3 protein-coding genes are annotated in these 21,703 nt (G+C 43.7%); 2 read left to right on the top strand and 1 reads right to left on the bottom strand.

Annotated features, from left to right (window positions below; all coding sequences use genetic code 11):
- Nucleotides 1–24: 24 nt before the first annotated feature.
- Nucleotides 25–3,189, bottom strand: coding sequence for a ThuA domain-containing protein (locus I595_RS15615; RefSeq protein ID WP_054560389.1), 3,165 nt, complete (start codon nucleotides 3,187–3,189; stop codon nucleotides 25–27).
- Nucleotides 3,190–3,232: 43 nt separating this feature from the next.
- Between I595_RS15615 and I595_RS17465 the strand changes: the two genes are divergently transcribed.
- The gene (locus I595_RS17465) at nucleotides 3,233–3,379 is read left to right on the top strand and encodes a hypothetical protein (protein WP_157449782.1); all 147 of its coding nucleotides are present in this window, start codon (nucleotides 3,233–3,235) and stop codon (nucleotides 3,377–3,379) included.
- Nucleotides 3,380–3,712: 333 nt separating this feature from the next.
- The coding region (locus I595_RS15610; protein WP_172675964.1) for a PKD domain-containing protein at nucleotides 3,713–21,703 on the top strand (17,991 nt) is incomplete at its 3' end.

The raw sequence follows: 21,703 nt of genomic DNA, 5'->3' as shown, positions 1-21,703 counted from the left end.
GATGCATTACAGGTTTATGCAAGCTTACCTCACGATAATCAATTTTGTGAGGGTGACATCCTTATTAGATATTAACAAAAGCAAATAACCATCCAACATTCCTGCTAAATTGACTTTAGTATTCTCCCCAATCAGTTGACCGTGTTGGACTAGTTTTCCTTCCATAGTATACAATTTATAACTTGCCGGATTATCTGGGTTGAAATATTCTGAATAGATAAAAACGTTATCATTGGCCGGGATAGGATAAACTTTTATACTCTCTGCAAGAAGTGAGGACTGGAGGGGAGTTTCATCCAAATTAGAAAAATCATGATTTCCGGTCCAGAAAATTGCTTCAAGAATCATTTTTTTAAAATTTTCATCGGTTTCATAATCCGATGCATTATGACCCAGTGCAGTATAAAAAGACTTTCCGCCATCAAAAAGTTTGTACCAGGTTATGGGTCTTGACCTATCGTAGGAGTTGGCTCCAGTAGCTTCTGTTTTAATCAGTACAATATTATCAGGGGATAAATATCCTCCGTTTAAATCCCAATAATAATATTCATCTAGTTTTTCCCAAGTTGTACCAAGATGATTAACGGTTACATGGTTATTGACTATTTGTAAGGTGTTATTTGTATTATTAGGCGTATGGTTTGGTGCGGTCTGGACAATCCCACCTACCAAATCGTTGTACCATGGCCAAGAACCATCTCTATAGGTGTCCGTAGCAGCATGTATACCTATAAATCCACCACCGCGTTGGATATAATTTTCAAAAGCAATTTGTTCGGATGTAGTTAAGAGGTTGTTTCCTGATGTGTTTAACCAAATTACTGTATTGATGGTATTCAGGAACTCCGGATTAAAATGGGAGCTCTGGTCAGAAACGGTTATGTTCCAATTAAATTCATCCGCGAAACCTTCTATCATCGCTATGCCGGCTTCAATGGAGCCGTGACGAAAACCGTTGGTTTCATGATAAACCAGGATATTTAGGTCTGGCATTCCCTTTGTTTCTGGCTCTATGGTCATTGCAATGGTTGTGTTTTTTGGGCAACATGTTCCGTTTTCCCCACCATTGGCAACTATCAATTTATCACCAAATACTTTCGCTGCCGGTGCAAGTAATTTTGTGGGAAGTTCACATTTTTCTGTCCAACTATCCTTGGCAGGATCGTATTCTGTAACTTCACTAAAAAAAGTATTACCCTTTCGGCCACCTACAATGATTATTTTTTCATTGTGGACCATAGTGCCAGGTTCAAAGTGAGATCGCGCGGTGGGTAAGTCCGCTTTTCTGGTCCAAGTATCGGATATTGGGTCATATTCATGTAAAAGGTTCTGGTCAGAAACCCCTCTGTCGTGACCATATTGGCCGCCGATTGCATAGATTAAACCATTGACAGATGCTGCGCTTAAATGATTTCTTGGGTTGGGCAATGGAGCCGCATTTTGCCAACCAGCTTCAAGGTCATTGACATCCAATACATAATGGTCTCCAACGTCTGTGAAACGGTTGGGCAACAAACCCCCAAAAAAATGGATTTTACCTTCGTTGAAAACTGCTGCTCCAGAACCCCTAGGCTCTGGAATAGGCGGTCCTTCATACCAAAAATCATCTTTGGTGTTATAAATTTGAACCCTGTCCGTGGCCACACCCGGGTGATTACCCGCAAAACCGGAAATAATCCAAATCTCATCTCCAACCCCTACCGCGCCCATATGGGTCACCGCCAAGGGCATAGGTGCTCCGGAAGACCAACGATTTGTTTGTGGGTCATATATTTCTGTGGCGGGCGTTACTTTTAATCCACTGAGAAAACCCGCCAAAACGTATAGTTTACCATCAATTTTAACACTATGGGATTCAACTTTCGAAAATTCAGAATTGGCCAGGTTCGTCAAGCCACAGCTTTTTTCTTGCAGTATGTTTCCATTTCCAAAAATTTCAATGGCTGCTATTTTTGGTTGGTTTACGGTTGCCTGGAAAAAAATATTGAGTTCATTGTCAACCACGGAAGTTTCGAACTCTTTCACTATTGCGGTCATTGGCAAGGTCTCAGCATTCATATCAAAGTTTTGGAGAACCGCTCTATCTTCCAAGGTAACATCAAAAATACGTTTACCGTTACCACCAGACCCACCGGAAGTGGCCCCCCAGTAAATCTCTGAGAAATGAAGCCTCACCAGATAAGTCCCGTTTGTCACGGGTATTTCGTACCCAAAAGAGCCGAGATTTGATGTGGTGCTTCGCTCGCTTTTATAGACTTCATCTAAGTCTGTCCCATTAATTTCCTCAATGTTTGGATTTGAGTAGGATTTTCCATCCCCTTGATGGTAATCATCTTCTTCAAACGTAATCCCATCAATGGTTACTTTTTGTCCTCCACTGTTTAGTCTAAGTACTACCGGTAAATTTGGTGTTTCTGGTTCGTCGATAATTGAAAAGTTTACCTCGAATTTAGCTCCTGGCTCCCCACCTGCTTTATTTTCGGAAAAAGCCTGTGCGGAAACCAAATTTTCTCCAAGTTCAAATGGCCAGTCTCGATAATCATCTCCTGAATTTCCCCCGATGGCATAAACAGGGAGATTTTCTAAATGATAAATGGGATTATCTTGATATCCAAATTGCACACTTTCTGTATTTGGCGACACTTCGGCCCTGATATTCAGTTTTGAAGTATTCAGACGGTTAAGATTAAAAATTGCACCTTCAGCAATGGGAGCAATGTCCTGATCACTTTCGGCATCCACAAGTATTAAAGAGTTGATTTTGGGCTGTGTTAGGCTCTTGGTAAAGACTATTTCTATGGAATGGGTATCCAGAAGTAATCCTTTCCCACTTCTTCCGCTAAAAATTTGAACGGTTATGTTATAGGTTTCTAAATTAGGTTTCCAAGAGTAGAAGTCATCACCTTTATTTCCAACAAGGGCATAAGGAGGATTATTTTCAACTTGTATCAGATCGTTATTTACAAAAAAAGCAACACTCCCTATTTTCCCCAATATCTTGGCAGATATGCTTATCTCATCAGAGTTTAATTCTTCTAAATCAACCGTGTTTTTCTCATTTAGTGGGTTTAATTCAATATCACGTTTAGCATCGATAAGGACCAAGGAAGTAATTTCCTGACTAAAAGAGGAGCCAGTTAAACTGCAGGCTAATAGCACAAGGGATAAGAAGGATTGGTTTCGTCTCATTTTTTTTTCGGTAAGGCATTAAAAAAGGGGGATATCCAAAAATATGGAAATTATTAAAGCGATGAATAGGGGATTAAATAAGTTACAAACAGAAAAATTATTTGAAAATGGGATTGCATTAGAAGCATACCATTTGCTGTTTAAGGTGTTTATCCGAGTAGTTGGACAAAAATTCACGGTAAACGATTAAATAGGTATTTTATCGAAAATCAGAAATTTCTAGCCTAGTATCAACTGCTGCTAAGTTACATTTACCCATCACTTCATTTGAACATACCCCCCCCCTGTGAACGGTTGGTGATACTAGCACCCCATTCTTTACATGTAACGCATACGATATGCTTGGTTGTTTAACATAACCAGAAGTTTACTTATGCGAAAAAATTACCTTCTACCAACATCCCGTTTACAGCTTTCAACGAAAAATAGACTTTCACTTTCGCCTTCCCATACTATATGGTTTGACGGTTATGTCCCTGCGCAAAAAAGAAAATTTCCAACATCACCTAATTCTTTATTAAACATGAAGCAGTTCATCTACATCTCAGTTTTGGTTTTGACATCTTTTGTCACCTTTGGTCAAGATTGTACGCCAATTAGCACATTACCTTGTAATCAGGTTGATGTCACTTTACCCGTAAACCTGACTTTTGACGGAACCGAAGGGGGCATTCTTGCAACGGGATTTACGATGGTCGACCCGCCGACCTCGCCTTTGGCAGCTGACGAGGCAATAAACGACGATGATGTGCCAGGCTTAATAGCCGACAATCTTAGTATTTCAGGTGGGCTATTGAATGTAGAGGCAACAAAGGGTATCAATTTTAGACAAACTACAGGTTCGCCAAATAGTACAGAGACCAATTCACAAATGAATGCCCTAGGTGTTGGTTTTATTGCATCTTCCAACGTGATTGATATAGAAGCTACATTTGCGACACCAGATTTTTCTACCACCACCCCGGTTAATGGTTCACAACAGGCCGGGATTTGGTTTGGATTGAACGAAAACAATTTTGCCAAACTGGTTCTTGTTAATAGAAATGGGGACAAGCGAGTGCAGTTGGCTGTGGAACAATCAGCCAATGGTCTAGGTGGCAATGGACAAACGTTAACGATAGCCGAGATAAATGTGGATAATGTTTCCATAACTGGTATTAATAATATCTCCCTTAGAATTTCCGTAGACCCAAACACCAATACCGTTACCGGTTTTTATTCCTTAGACGGTGCTCCCGAGGTACAGGTAGTCAATGGAACCAACGCATTAGCGATTCCTTCAACGTTCTTACAAGGCACAGACCATGACAATAACGTTACAACCGATTCTTTGAGTTTCGCGGGGATTATGACCAGCACTAGAAGGGCGACAGCTGGCTCTTTGAATATTTCCTATGATAGTTTTTCCGTAATGGAAGATGTGCCAACGCCTCCTGCAACAGTTACGGCCCCCTACCGCATCAATGTTGCGGGTGGGGACTATACATTGAACGGGGACCTTTTCATAGCTGAGGATACCTCATACTTAGTTGGTTCCTCGAGTACAAGTACCAATTTTTATCCGGTTGTCGGCGGCAACGGTGACCTATATATTCCCAGGAGGTTTGCTGACAGTGGCGCAGACTTTGGATATGCCTTTCCTATAGCCAATGGTGACTACCAGGTTGCGGTCCACATGGTGGAGAATTTTCTCCTAGGTACCGGACTTAGGGTTTTTGATGTCAATATAGAAGGTTCACTGGTGATAGATGACCTCGACCTGTTCGCTGTAGCTGGTGAAAAGACCCCATATATAGAGACGATTGATGTTACGGTAACCGATGGCGAGTTGAACATCGATTTTGAAAGTGTTGTTGACAATGCCATAGTGATGGCCATTGAGGTGTTGCCAGCGCCCGTAAACCTAGCCCCTTCGATTACCAGCGCGGCTACGGTGAGCGTTCCCGAGAACCAAACTGCGGTAATCGATGTGGAGGCCAATGATGACAATGATTCAGAAGGTTCGGGACTGTCCTTTGCCCTTAGTGGTGGCGTGGATGACACACTTTTTTCATTAGATGCGGGAACAGGTGTTCTGACCTTTTTGTCCGCTCCCGATTTTGAAACGCCGGGTGATGACAATACAGACAATACCTATAATGTACAGGTAACAGTGACCGATTCTGGGTTACTGACCGCCCTTCAGGACATAGCCATTACGGTGACCGATGAGGTAGAAGGGGATATTACTTCACCTATAATTACTTTATTGGGAGACAATCCATTGGAATTGATCCAAGGCGATTCCTATAACGATCCCGGGGCCACCGCTGAAGATGACCTAGACGGTGACATCACGGCAAATATTGTGGTAGGGGGTGATGTGGTCGATACCAACACCATTGCTACGTACACTGTAACCTATGATGTTTCAGATATTGCTGGGAATCCAGCAACCCAGGTTGCCCGAACGGTAAACGTCTCTGCACCTAGTGGTTTTTCCTTTGTAGAAAATTTTGACTATCCAATCGGCGATTTAAGTGTTGTTTCAAGCGGGGCATGGGCTCCCGAGGGCTTAAAACCAGATGTTCCCGTGGTCGCCACGGCACTGACTCCCGGATCTATAAATTCGGTAAGGATTGAGAATGTTGATACCACTGTCGATTATCTAACCCTTATCAATAATCCTGTGGAATTGTCTGCCGGAGTGCCTTTTTATTACGGCACTTACTTTAAATTTTCCGAATTGGGCAGCTCAAACACCAATCGTGTTAGGGTTGCTGTCCGTGTGGACGGAAATGCAGAAGGTGAGGCATGGGTGAGACAAATCATAGGAAACTATGGCGGAAGCATTAAGGCGAGACTTGGACTGGGCGGTCCAAGCTCCAATGCCGGTGAGCAAGATGTATATGCTGACCAATTGCTACAATTTGTGGTCAAAGGTGTTTGGGATGGTTCAGGATCCGTAACTTATGAATATACACTAAGTCCTACCCTAAGCGAGGGCGATAACAATTGGATTGAGGCAACTACCTCACAAAGTATAACGGGTACACCAAAATTAGCACGTATTTTTATCGGTTCCACAAGTATCGGTAATACGGGCAATATCGGTCCTATCCGGCTTAGTACGGACTATTCTCAGGTAGTGACAGAATTAGTGAATAGCGAGCCTAACGCAAGTTTTACATCATCTATTTCTGATTTGACGGTGGATTTAGATGCCTCCGATTCCCAAGATGATGGCACTATTGCTTCCTATTCTTGGAATTTTGGTGATGGCAACACGGCAACTGGCCAAACGACCTCCCATCAATACACTACCGGCGGCACATACACCATCTCCTTGACAGTGACAGACGATGGTGGACTGACCGATACAACGACCCAAGAAATAACCGTTGAAGCGCCGTTTGTCGCCACATTCCCGTATCAAATCAATTTTCAAGATGCCAATACAACCCCCCCAACGGGATATGTTAAAGACTTTGGTCTTCCTTACGGGGTTAATGAAGGAGGCCTTACCTATGGATGGATAAAATTGTCCGATGGGCTTCCTGTGAACCTTAGTGTTCCAAGTAATGGTACTGGACGAAATCGTGGAGAAGCCGGGGTAGATCTCTTGCTCAATACATTGGTACACGTTCAAGGGAACGACATTTCTTCTTGGTCTGGAGGAAGAAGCAACGAAGGGGTCTGGGAAATTGAACTCCCGAATGGTTGGTACGAAGTTACCGTTAGTGTGGGTGACCCTGCAACAGATAACAATCCGGATGATTCTCCTAAGCACTTTATCAATGTTGAAGGAGAAACTGCTATTCCACTATTTGTGGTTGATCCCAATTTGCCGGCAGGAGATTCTGGACGTTTTCAATCCAATACGGTCATCGTTGAGGTTTTGGATGGTAAATTGACAATTGATGCCGATAATGAAGATGCATTTCGTACAAAAATCAACTATGCCACTATAGCTCAGGCAACCGATCCCCGATCATCAGAAAATGATATTCTAACTTTTAATTTGGATGATGAGACTGGCACGGCTACCATTGATGCCACGGCCCATGAAATAGTTGCTGAGGTTACCAATGGCACTGTCTTAACAGCGCTGACCCCTACGATTACAATCTCAGGTAATGCTACGATAGTTCCGAGTTCTGGAACTGCACAAGATTTTACCAATTCCGTTGTGTACACGGTAACTGCGGAGAACGGTGACGAACAGGATTGGACAGTAACGGTCACAGCAGCGGCACCAGCCCTCCCGCAAATTGTTATCAACGAAATCATGCAAAATCCTGATGCTGTTGATGATACTGAGGGGGAGTGGTTAGAACTGTACAACGCAGGTTCCACCGATGTGAATATTGAGGGTTGGACGCTTCAAGATAACGGCACCAATTCCCACGTCATAGCTAACGGTTCCCCTTTGGTAATACCTACTGGAGGCTATTTGGTCCTTGGCAACAATGCCGAGGTCAACAGCAATGGCGGTAAACTAGTTGACTATGCGTACAGTGGTTATGCACTTGCAAACGGGGCCGATGAAATTATTCTTTTTGATGCAGACGGTAACGAAATAGACAGGGTAGAATATGATGGAGGTATAAATTTTCCAAATCCGACCGGAGCGTCCATGGCCTTGAACAATCCAACTGATGATAATAACGACGGTGCTAATTGGTCTACGGCAATAGCAGCCTTTGGAATAGGTGATTTGGGAACTCCCGGTGTTATCAATGATGGTAAGGCCAATGAGACACCTGTGATCAACAGTCTTGCCTCTGTCGATGCCCAGGAGAACCAGACATTGGCTATTGATGTAGATGCCACTGATGTTGAAGATGACCCAGCTAGTTTGGCCCTCACTTTTACATTGAGTGGCGGAAACGATGCAGCGCTCTTTGATATCGACACATCCACTGGCGAGGTAAGCTTTCTGTCCGCCCCCGACTTTGAAACGCCTGGCGATGATAATTCCGACAACACCTATAATATACAGGTTACCGTGACCGATTCAGGGTCGTTGACCGCCCAGCAGGATATTGCCATTACGGTTACCGATGTGGTGGAGACCTTTCCCTTTGTGGCCAACATCAATTTCCAGAACAATCCTTCTGCAACAACACCCCCAACGGGTTATGTAGCGGATTATGGAAAGGAATTTGGCAATTCCGTTCTTACCGTAGGCACAAACAACTACAACTACGGATGGAAGTTAGCATCTGATGGCAGCACTCCGATTGATATTTCAAATGACGATCCAACTAATGGTGCCGGTGCATTTGCCGGAGCGGGCAGAAATAGGATAGCAGAAAATTATTCAGCAGCGACCCTACAAGAAAAATTGGAAGGTACTTTGGTACATTTTCAAGGCGATAACATCGGTAGTTGGGTGGGTCAGCCCCGAGGTAATGAAGTTATCTGGGAGCTAGAGGTTCCCAATGGAGTTTATGAAATCACTCTAGGTTTGGGTGATAAAAGTACCAGTGTGGATAGTAGGCATAGTGCCACCTTAGAGGGCTATACCATCATACCCGCCTTTGTTCCAACTCCTGGTCAGACCGTGGTGGAGACTATGGTGGTGGAAGTAACAGACGGACTGTTGACCATGACAGGCCTTGGAGGTTTCAATTCCAAGATTACCCATATAGAGGTGGTAGAGAGTACTGCTTTACCTGTAAACGGAACATTGGTATTTAATCCAGCAACCATTAGTGATACTCTGGCAGAGGGAGCTACCGGAACGTTCACAAGCGACCTTTCTGGCCCTGGCGCAACTAATATTTCACTGACGATAGACGATAATACGGATGAGACGGGCACCAACGATTGGGTAACGTTACCACCGGCAGCGCTGGGCCCAGTTGATTTTTTCATGGATACTTCGTCGCTCGGTGATGGAGATACCCGTAGCAATAGTATCATCGCCACAGCAAAGGGCTTTGAACCTGCAGTATTGAACGCAGACCTAACAGTTACGGAGGCACAACTGGTGGAGATTACCGCCCCTTACCGTATCAACGTTGGCGGTGCGGACTACTCGCTCAATGGCGACCTTTTCACAGCGGAGGACACCTCTTACCTCGTGGGCACCTCGGATATCGGCATCTCTGATTACGGAGTGGTAGGTGGTAATGGTGATTTATACCATCCTAGGCGTTTTGCGGATAATCAGTCTGACTTTGGTTATGCGTTTCCTATTGCTAATGGCAACTATCAGGTAGCACTTCATATGGTGGAGAACCTCCAGACGGCTACTGGCGCAAGGATTTTTGACGTAACCATGGAAGATGTTTTGGTCATTGACGATTTGGATCTTTTTGCAGTCGCAGGCGAGAAGACGCCCTATATAGAAACGATTGCTGTTGCGGTAACGGATGGAGAGCTAAACATCGATTTTACGAGTGTCGTAAACAACGCCATCATAATGGCTATTGAGGTATTACCAGCACCTGCGCTGAATGTGGAGACCGATATTGTGTCCTTTACGTTAACGGATGAGACGGGTGCGGCGACGATAGACACTGCTGCACATACGGTTTCGATAGAGGTGGAAAACGGAACGGAGCTTACCACACTATCGCCCACAATAGTGCTTTCGGCGGGAGCTACGGTATCTCCGCTATCGGGAACACCACAGGACTTTAGTTCGCCTTTTGATTATACGGTAACGGCTGAGGACGGTACTACCCAGCAAGTTTGGACGGTGACGGTAACAGAAGCGGCACCGCAAAATTCGCCACCGGTTGTGGCCGCTCAGACATTTAACGTTTCTGAGGATGTAGCAATCGGAACTTTGGTCGGTACCGTTCTGGCTACTGATGATGAAGCGCTTACATACGTGATTACCAATGGTAACGAAGATGGGGTATTCGTCATTGGTGACACTACTGGCGAATTGAGTACGTTACAGTTACTTGATTTTGAGACTGCCTCCCAATATACTCTTACCGTATCGGTAAGTGACGGTGAGTTGTCTGAAACAGCCGAAATAACGATTGATGTAACTGATGTCAACGAAATCGTCCCCTGTAACCCTTTAAGTATACTTGATTGTGAAGCTATTGTGGTTAGTCTTCCGGTCAATTTTGATTTTTCGTCAGAAGTAGATGGAACCCTGCTTGAATCTGGAGGTCTAGGAACCGGTTTCACAGTTGCATTGGAACACTCCGAAGCCAGAAGGGCAGGTGACTTACCAATTTCAAACGCTGATGTCAACGGTTATGAACCCTCTTTGTTAACATTAACCAATGGTCAACTACAAATCCTTTCCCAAGCAGGTATTGCATTCAGAAATCCTCCGGAGAGCGCAAATAACAACAATCAAGTTAATACCCTAGGTGTTGGATTGGAAAACGTAACCCAACCCATTACCATACAAACAACATTACTCAATATTGTTACCGGCGGTGGTTCTGCGCAAGGAGGTATTTGGTTTGGTTATGATGAGGATAATTTTGTAAAACTAAACGTCAACAATAACAATATAGAACTACGAACCGAGGTAAATGGTTTCTCAACAGATGGTGATCCAGTGCAAGGAGGTCAAGTACAAGAAGCACTTGGAGCTTCTGGAAACGACGTTGTCTTGGAGTTGCGGATTGATCCGTTAACATTGCAGGCAGAAGCATTTTATACCATTGGTACGGGTACAAGAACACTTCTAGGTAGTTTGCCAATTCCTGCTGATTATTTTGCAGGAAGGGATATTGACCCTTTAGGCGGGCAAGACAATGTAACTTTTGCCGGAATCTATGCCACACATAGAAATGGAACCCAGTTTACGGCTAGTTTTGATGATTTCGCAATCACCGAGGAGACTGTGCAACCCACTTTGACTTTTGATGTCCCTGAACTCAATTTTACTGTTGAAGAAAATGGAAACGTTCCCGGTCAGACAGCAATACTTACTGCTACTCCTGAAAATGCCAATCTTCTGATTGATTATTCCTTGGAGTCTGCGCAGTCTTGGGTGTTGACCCCTACCAGCAGTACCACAGGGCAGGTGACCTTTAATATTGACGCTTCTGAGTTACCACCAGGAGATTATAGCGAAATTGTATTTGCACAAGACATTCCAGATTTAGGCTATGATAATGCGGAAATCACCATTAACCTTACGGTTACCCCAGAGTCCAACGATTTTGCCGCAAACATCAACTTTTCTGACCCGGCAACTGTACCACCAGCAGATTATTTGCAAGATTCAGGTGATGCTTTTGGAAATCGCAACAACGGTTTTAGCTATGGATGGTTAGAAACGGATGGAACTACACCTCTTGATTTGACAAGTAATGGTAGAAATAGGGATGTAAACGTGGATATTCTTCAGAAAACCTTAATGCACATGCAATATGGTGATACTGGAGGTACACTTGGCAATGCAACTGAAGGTGTTTGGGAAATTACGATTCCTAATGGCACATACCTTGTTACCGTTGGCGTAGGTGATGCTACCAGTATTGATTCCGAGCATACGATAAATGCGGAAGGAGTAAACCTAGTTGATGGTTTTATCCCTTCCGGGACTGGTGGTGCTCCAACCCAATTTACAACGGGCGCTGCCACTGTGGTGGTAAATGATGGTAGATTGACTCTCGATGCCAGTGGTGGTACGAATACCAAGATTAACTATGCGACAATCGTTGCAACAGATGGGCAACCTCAATCCCCACGGGTGGTTGGGGTAATACCTAATGATGGTTCCACAGGAATCTCGGTAAACACCAATATTTCGGCAAATGATCTTTTCTTGCCCAATGGGGCGCCAAATAATGATGGTGTTTTGGTGTTTGGGGTGGACAATTCCACCATTAACACCTCAACAGTTCAATTGTTCAAGGTAGGCGAACAAAATCCTATTGCCTCAACTGTAAATGGAACCGGGGGTGGCGATGCCATTAACCTGAATCCGAATTTACCGTTGGAATCCAATACAACATATATTTTTAGAATCGATGGGGTCACCGACCTTAGTGGAGAACCTTTCGAAGTTTTTGAATCGACCTTTAGTACCGGATCTGGGAACACGGGTGGAAATACTGACCTGGACAATGTAGCATTTGATAATGACGGGGTCGTTGGTTCTGCGGGTAAGTATACCACCTTAACCATTGGACCGGACAACAAATTGTATGCGCTTAAAATTGATGGTGATATCAATCGATATGATATTGCCGCAGATGGTACCTTGGTAAACGAAGAAGTCTTGAGTGCTTGGAAAAGTGCCTATGCTTCCAGAGCTGCTATCGGATTGGTATTTGATCCATCAGCCACGGCCAACAATTTGGTCGCATATGTTTCCCATCAGTCGGGCGGGTTGTCCGGTGCTCCCGAATGGGATGGAAAGATCTCAAGAATATCAGGTGCAAATCTTCAAACAGAAGAGGTTTTGGTAACTGATTTACCCCGTTCTATACGAGATCATTTAACCAATAGTATTGCATTTAGACCCGGAGAACCTAATGCGCTCTATTTCAACCAAGGTAGTAATAGTGCGGGAGGAGCACCCGATGGGTCTTGGGGCAACAGACCAGAGCGTATGCTTTCAGCTGCTACTTTAAAATTAGACCTTTCAAAATTACCGGCCACATTACCGCTGAATGTGAGAACGACCCAAAATATAGATGCCATAAAGAATGTGGATGTTAATTCTCCATTGCTGGATAATCTATATAATCCATATTATGTAGATGCGCCTTTGACACTTTATGCTACGGGTATACGAAATGCATACGATTTGGCTTGGCATTCCAATGGTCAGCTATACGTCCCAACCAATGGTACTGCCGGCGGTAGTAACACACCAGCATCGATTGATGATATGCCAAGGCCAGATGGTACGGTTTACGACCATGATGATGTTAGCGGCAATTATCCTATAGTTCCTGCATCCAATGGAAATAATACCCAAAGGGATTGGCTATTCAGGGTGGATCCCAATTCCAGCATTGGATATTACGGACATCCAAATCCGTTTAGGGGTGAGTTTGTCATGAATAGGGGGGATGCAGACGTATCAAATTCAGCCTACAATGGAGTGGTTCCCGATATCAATTATAGAGGGGCGGCCTATGATTTTGAATTTAATAAATCACCCAATGGTGTGATAGAATATAAGAGTGATGCCGAGAATGGTAACCTTCAGGGAGCCCTTTTAGTGGTAAGATACAGTGGCAGTAGTGATATCATCGCTTTGGTCCCTGATGGACCTAATGGTGATATTGGTACTTTTAAGGAGGGAATCCCTGGGTTTGGAGGATTTGCAGATCCATTGGATTTAATAGAGGATACCACCAACGGAAACATCTACGTATCAGATTTTGGTAGGGACCAAATCGTTCTTTTAAAACCAAGAAATGCTGCTGCGCCATCACCAGTTATTGTGGCAAGTACTGATAATATTGTTGGTGATGCCGTGGCCAGTGGAAGTGAAACCTATCAAGAGTCTATTGTCATCTCAAATTTAGGAAATGCAGACCTTGAGAACATACAGATTCAGATAACAGGTCCGGATAGCGGGGATTTTGAAGTGATCGGTCTACCTAGTGTAATCGCACCCCAAAACTCAGATTCATTTGTAGTTAGTTTTGATCCCAGTAGTGTTGGGCCAAAGTTCGCCCAATTGGAAATCTCAGGTACAAATGCTGATACCATTATAATTGACTTAAATGGATTGGGTAAAGAAGGCCTTGGAGGTTCCAATGAACCCTCACTACAATGGATTTTGGACACTCACTTAGGTTCTGGTGTGGTAAATGTGGGAGATACCGATGCCACGACTAACCTAATTGACTTGCCAAATGGTTCTACCTATAATGACTTGATAGGGGATGAGATTGATGCACAGACTTTTGTAAGGGCAATAGAGGCACCGATTACTTTGGAGGTTTTAAGTGTTTATGGACCTACCGCTAATAATCCAATAGTTGCCTTTGGATGGTACCCCGCAGGAGATAACAATACCTTGACAGAACTTTTCACGGTTGATAACTCTCCTGCTTCCAATGGTCAAACCTTAAATGCGCCTACAAACGGCGTTTTGGAGTTTGATCCAGGTATTCAAGAGTTTGGTTTTTATAGTGAGTGGCCTTTCTTTAACAATAGACAACTCTTTAGCCAAGATGTATTGAACACTTTTGCAGATGCTATACCCCATCATATACGTGTATACGACCTTCCAGGTGAAGACGATGCTTACATTATCGCTACGGAAGAACATATTTCGGGCTTTGATTATCAAGACATCGTTGTAGTCGCCAGAAATATAAGACCTGCGGCGGTAGATCCCATCGCTGGCTGCTTTCCAATTAGTACGTTGGAATGTAATGAAATAGAAGTTGCCCTTCCATTTAATTTGACATTTGATGGTACAGAGGGAGGTTTGGCCAATACGGGTTTCACAATGGTAGATAATCCTTCCCAAAGAATTCCCGAAGATGGTACAATTTCCAATCCGGATGTTCCTGGTTTTGAACCGGATCAATTGGCGTTTTCAAATGGAAATTTGATTGTTACAGCCAATAAAGGAATTGCTTTTGTAGAACCCGGTACAAGTACTGAAACTAATTCTCAAATAAACACCTTGGGTGTAGGAATTGACGCTTCATCTTATGGCAATTTTAGTATTTCAACTACCATAGTGAATCCGTACACAGATGGTGATAATAATTCCGAACAAGCTGGTATCTGGTTTGGTTTGGATGAGGATAACTTCGTAAAGTTAGTTGCAGTCCAAAATGGGGAGGTAGAAATTCGTTCAGAAGTAAATGCTGTATCGGCAAACAATACAGATAACATTAAACAAGTAGTCAACGGATTGAATAATAGTGTGGTAAGTCTAAGGTTGTTTGTGGATTTGGATAATGATTTGCTGACAGGATTTTATGCCCTGGATGGAGGCACCGAGGTTGAACTGGGCTCTTTGGATTTGCCCGCAGCATATATCAATGGCAATAGTAATTACTTGGATTTAAGCTTTGCAGGAATCTTTGCAACCAAAAGACGTGAAGACGTAGGTACTTTGGTTGAATACACCTTTGAGGATTTTGCCATACAATCCGACAATATGGTCGCTTTTAATCCCGTAAACATTAATTTTTCATTACCAGGTGATGTTCCACCAGTTGGATACGAAGTTGATTCTGGTTTGGGATATGGTCTTAGGGAAAATGGACTGAACTATGGTTGGTTGACCGTTGACGGGCAAACGTCCTTAGACCTTTCTCAAAATGCAAGAAACAGAGGTGTTGCCGGAATCGACATTCTGCAAAATACCCTTGTTCATATGCAGTATGGCGATGTCAATAATGGCAGTGGTACCAATGGTGTCAACACAGAGGGAATTTGGGAGCTTGAGGTGCCTAACGGTACATACAATGTATCCGTTGGGGTAGGTGATCCAGAAATTGATGGCGAAAATAATACACCAAGCCATACCATTAATGTGGAAGGAACCAATATTATTGATTCATATGTACCCACTGGTCCAGAAGGATCAGCTACACGGTTTACCTCTGGTACTGCCACGGTAACCGTTTCTGATGGTAGGTTGACCATTGATGCAAACGGTGGTTTTAATACGAAAATAAACGCTTTGGAGGTTACCCTAGGCTCAGTAAATAACCAACCTTTCTTTACCAATGTAACTCCGGCCAATAATGCGGTAGATGTGGCATTGGAAGAGCTACAGATCAATGTGGAGCTCGTGGTTCCCGCAGGTTATGAGTTGGATGAGAACACGATTGCAGGGAACATCAGTCTTTTTGAGGTTACCGCAAATGGTGAAATACTCGTACCCTCCAATGCAAACGATACGGGAGGAGGCGATGCCATTACCTTAACTCCAATTGCCGATTTAAAAGAATTTACCACCTATATCTTCCGGTTATCAGGAAATATAGAAGCAAATCTAATTGGCGATATCAATGACCGACTGAACTTTATTCCGTTTGAATCCACCTTCACTACTGGGGAGTTGGATGATACCTCTGTGCCGGCAAGGGATTTGACAGGGGTTGAATTCATTCAAGTGTTTGGAGATGCCTTACTGGGTCCAGGAACTGAAAATCAAAGATTTTCAAGCCTGACTATCGGTCCAGATGGCAAACTTTATGCGAGCACCATAGGTGATTTTCAGTCGGACGGACAAATTTACCGATGGGATATGGCCGCGGATGGTACTTTAAGCAATCTAGAGATTCTTTCTCCTGAATTAAATGGAGCGCCACATCCAGTTACCGGACCTAGAACAAACAACGATCGTTTAATCATTGGTTTTGATTTTGACCCTAATTCAACCGCCGATAACTTGGTCGCTTATATCACCCATAGTGCGGCCTCCGTTACCAATGGCCCTGAATGGGATGGCGTTTTGACCAAACTAAGTGGGCCTGATTTGAGTACTGTGGAAGATTTGGTGATTCATTTACCAAGGTCTACCAAGGACCACTTAACCAATAGCCTTGCATTTGACCCACAGGGTGATATGTACATTACGCAAGGAAGTAATTCGGCAGGTGGTGAACCAGACGGTGCTTGGGGCTTTAGGCCGGAACGCTTGCTGGCTGCTGCGATTTTAAAAGTTGAGCTTGATAAGTTAACCGGTATTACTCCATTAAGTGTTTTTACTACGGATAACATTGATGTAATCAATAGTGCATCAACCGCTAGTTTAACAATGGGAGATGGCACCTATAATCCATATGCCACCAACGCACCTGTTACTATTTTTGCCACTGGGGTAAGAAACGCTTATGACCTTACCTGGCATTCCAATGGTTGGTTATACATTCCCACCAACGGTACCGCAGGCAACAACAGTACTTCCCCTAATTCGCCTGCCACTTCGGATTACTTAAGTGCAACAGGTGAGATTGCCAGAAGAATAGATGGAAGGACGCTGGCCGATATTGGAGGTGATATTCCTGCCTTAAACGGCGGTGAAACCCAAAAGGACTGGTTATTCAAATCCCAGGGAGGTTCATATCATGGTCATCCAAATCCATATCGTGGTGAATTTGTATTGAACCATGGGGGTGTCCCTTACAGTGGAATACCGGGCCAAGTGGGCACGGATACCGATGTAGCCAAATATCCCGATAATCTCGGCCCAGATCCAAATTACCGTTCCCCAGCATATGATTTTGCATTCAATAAGTCACCAAATGGAGTTATCGAGTATAAAAGTGATGCTTTTGACGGAAAACTTCAAGGCTTGTTGTTCGTCACACGATTCAGTGGACAGGATGATCTTTTAGGTCTGGACCCTAAATTGGACGGTGATATTCAAGATGCTTATAATAGTATTCCTGGATTAAGTGGTTTTGATGATCCATTGGACGTAGTTGAGGATCCCTTAACAGGAAATATGTATATCTCAGAATACGATCGTGTAGGAGGGGGAACCCCTAGATTGACCTTGTTAAGAGCAGCAGTTCCTGCAACTACAGGCCCCGAGATTGCTGCTAATCCCGAAGAATTGATTTTTGAGATAACGGTCAACAACGAAGGTGAGAACACGGATGTGCAAACTGTGGCCATAGAAAACTTGGGTAACGAAGTTCTGAATATAACAGATGCTACCATATCCGGAGCTTTCGCGAGCCAATTCAATTCGGTAAGCCCTGGTGGGGCACAAACTATTAATCCTGGGGAAAGTTTAGAGTATACTGTTACCTACGCTCCTGATTTGAACAGTGCGGATTTAGGTTATCAAGAAGCCGTTCTTGAAGTTTCTAGTGATGATGTAGAAAACCCAATATTTACCGTAGGTCTTCATGCTTTGAAAAAGGCAGGATTTGAAGGAGGGCAAGAGCCGCCATTACAAGATGTGGTTGATGCCTTAGGTATTGGTATTGATGTTGGATGGACCAATTTGGCCATAGGTACTGACCCCCAACCAATAGGTGATGAGGTAGAAGTAGAATTTTGGGTGAAGGCTGGCAATCAACCGGTTGAAATTAGCCCGGTCGGCAGATATTCACCTGCCGAGGAGCTACCCTTTGGATGGTTTGTGAATAATGCGGGCGATATTACGCTCAATGAGATAGGGGTGCTGGCCAATGGGATTGACAACGCTCAAACCCTATTCCCGCCACTTATTTCTGGTACAAATTCCTTTGACCCTCAGGGAGCGGTTTTTGGTCTGTACACGGACTCAAATGCCTTTAATAGAATTAATTATACCCAAGACGCCATCAACACTGGTGGAGTTGCCCATAGAACAAGAATATATCCCAACAAAGACAGGGATGGAAATGTTATTGAAAATAGTTATTTGGTGACTTTTGAGGATGCCACTAACGGTGATTATCAAGACTATATGTTTGTTCTTACCGGCGTTACACCTTTTGAGGATGGTATATTGACATTGAGCGTCAATCCAGAGCAACTGGACTTTACGGTAGCCATCAATCAAGAAAATGTTTCAACCCAAAATATTGTCTTGACCGGTACAGGTGGTATCACATCCCAAGAGGTCACTTTGGTTGCTTCAGAGGATTGGCTGACGTTGCCAAGTGTGGAATTAGGCGCACCACTGGCAGTTGGTATTGATGCACAAGGTTTGGGTATTGGTAATTATACGGCCACAATAACAGCTTCCGCTCCAAATTACGCGGATGCTATTGTCACAGTAAATTTGACAATTACCAACGAAGTTGTTTATATCTATCAATTTAATTTCCAAGACCCAGATGATATTGCAGTTTCTCCTGACGGATATGTAGATGACATTGGTGCCGCATATGGGCTTCAAACAACGAGCCAGGGAGAGATTACATTTGGTTGGGTATTACCAGGTACGGAAACCCCTGCAGACGCTTCTGCAAGTGCCCGAAATAGGGGAGGAGATGCGCTTCTGACCACCTTTAACATCATAGGACATAGAACACCGGCCTCCAATCCAACACGAGATTGGTTGATTGAAGTACCCAATGGAACCTATTATGCAAATATTAGTGTTGGTGACCCTGACTTTTCGGATAGTCACCACGTATTGGACGTTAATGGTGTTACTGTTATTGATTATGACCAAGAGAATACCGTCAATGGTCCTGTTAGCTTTGAAAATACAGAGTTGGTTGTCGTAACTGACGGAAAATTGCGATTGTCTCTCGGAGAGGGTGGTGAGAATGCCAAACCCAATTATATTCGGTTGGCCCCATTTGATCAAAATTTGGTTTCACCTGTAATCACTGCGAGTTTTGATGGTAATGAGAGTGCACCAAATACGTTTAGGGGACCAGTTGCCATAGAACTTGCAGCGGCCGACCAAAACGGAAGCGGTATAACCTCCTTGCAATTTGTTTTGGATGGTGCTGCTTTAGTTGACTATACCAACCCAATAATAGTTACGGATTTGGGTGTTCATATTTTGGAAGTATCCGCAGAGGATGGAAACGGAAATTCTAGCAGTGAGACATTTAATTTCACTATTGAAGCCGCAACAGGAGCCTTATTGGCCATAGAGAACATGACCAAAATCCCAGGTACTGACCGAGGATTTCCAGCAGAAGATTATTTTACCTTCCATCGCATAGGAACCAATTTACCTTCAGAAGACGTCCATGACGTGAATGTGATGCGTTTGAACAATCCTGGAACGACAGATTTGTCGGTGTCAGAAATAAACATTTCAAATACCAATGCGTATACATTCGAATTGGTTGACGATTTGGGAACTACTACTACCTTACCGCTAACAATTGCGGCAGGTTCGTTTGTTGATGTAGTGCTTACCTTCCAAACCGCAACAGGAGGTACGCGGACCTTCACGGAAAGTATAGAAATAGTTTCCAATGCGGATAATGCTGTTGAAAACACGGCAGTACTGCATGGGGCTTATTCACCTCAAAGTCAAGGTAACAGTGAGATAACGGCACAAGAGGTTTTTGATGCTTTTGGTTTTCAGTCCAGTATGTTGAGTATCGTGAACGATGAGGGAACAATTGACCCACCTAATAACATCACCTTCAGGCCTAGTTCTAATTTTCCTGATGAGGATAATATCAACGCAGGGTATGAGGGCGATATGATTTTGGCAGATGCTTTTGTACAGGCAGATCCAAATCAACCGGTTATTGGGATGCAAATTTCAGCATTACACGGTCCAGGGTCTAACGGGGCCAGACTAGTTGAGGTAAATGGTACGGGAACCGTAGCTGGAATGGACTTTAGTCATGATCCTACTTGGTTTCAAACTCTTTTGCCAAGGGCCGGAAGCAATATTAATTTCGATACGGCAACCACTATTTCAGAACCTTTTAGAATTGCAGTCGTAAACTATTTGAATTCTGGGGGCAATAATATCAACGGAAACAGACCGGACTTATTAGGGCTAAGGGTTTACAAAGTAATTGATTATAAGGGTAATGTGTTACCTAACGAATATATAGTTCTACAAGATTTCATTGGAGGTGGTTGTGGTGCTGGTTCTGCCAACTGTGACTGGAATGACAATACATTCTATTTCATTAATATTCGACCAGAAGCGGTTCCTACCGCAACACCTCTTGATAACCTTTTTGTAGCAATTGGAGAAAGTTTCTCCAGCGAGGTTTTGAGTGTCTTCGATAGAGGTTATGCGGGTAATACACTTGAGTATACGGTTTCGTATCAAGGAGGAGCATTGCCAGCTTGGGCACAATTCGATGCAATTGCAGGAACCATATCTGGAATCCCCACCATAGAAACCCAAGGTGATTATACCTTTGATATTGTTGGGACTGATTCAAACGGTTTAACGGCATCAACGTCTTTGACCATTACCATTAATGAGCCACCGGTTGCCACGGATGATACCGCAACGACCCAACAGAATGTTGCGATTCAATTGGTTGATTTATTGGCCAATGATTCTGAACCTAATGGAGAGGAATTGAACATTGTTTCGGTTGGAAACCCATTAAATGGGGAGGCCATATTGGATATTGGTACTAACGGCGTAACCTATACCCCTAATTTTGACTTTATAGGTTCGGATTCTTTTGACTACGTTGTGGAAGATGAGAGTGGTTTAACGGCAACCGCCACAGTCAATGTAACTGTTACCGGGGCTGATCAACCGCCAGTGGCAGTGGCAGAAGCTACACCAACAAATGGAGCTGCAGCCTTGTTTGTTCAGTTTACAGGAAGCAACTCAACCGATGACAATGGAATTGTACTGTATGAGTGGAATTTTGGAGATAATAGTCCCATATCCAGTGATGCTGACGCAACACATACGTATACTTCTCCAGGCACCTACGAGGCGAGCCTAACGGTTACCGATGGACTCGGGCAGTTGGATGTTGCTACCTTGATGATTAATGTAAGCTCGGTTGCCAATGCGCCAATAGCAAGCGCAAGTACTGATGTATCAGGTGGTGTAGCGCCTTTAACCGTAGATTTCACCGGTGATGCTTCATTGAACGCAGTAAGTTATTTATGGGATTTTGGTGATGGTAACACCTCCAATTTAGAGAATCCTCAATTTGTATTTGTTGAACCTGGTTCTTATGAAGTAGTACTAACCATAACAGGTAATACTGGG

The organism is Croceitalea dokdonensis DOKDO 023 (assembly GCF_001306415.1).
Taxonomy (GTDB): Bacteria; Bacteroidota; Bacteroidia; order Flavobacteriales; family Flavobacteriaceae; genus Croceitalea; species Croceitalea dokdonensis.
The sequence above is the reverse complement of the archived record's forward strand: the minus strand, read 5'-3'. Positions and strand labels throughout refer to the sequence as shown.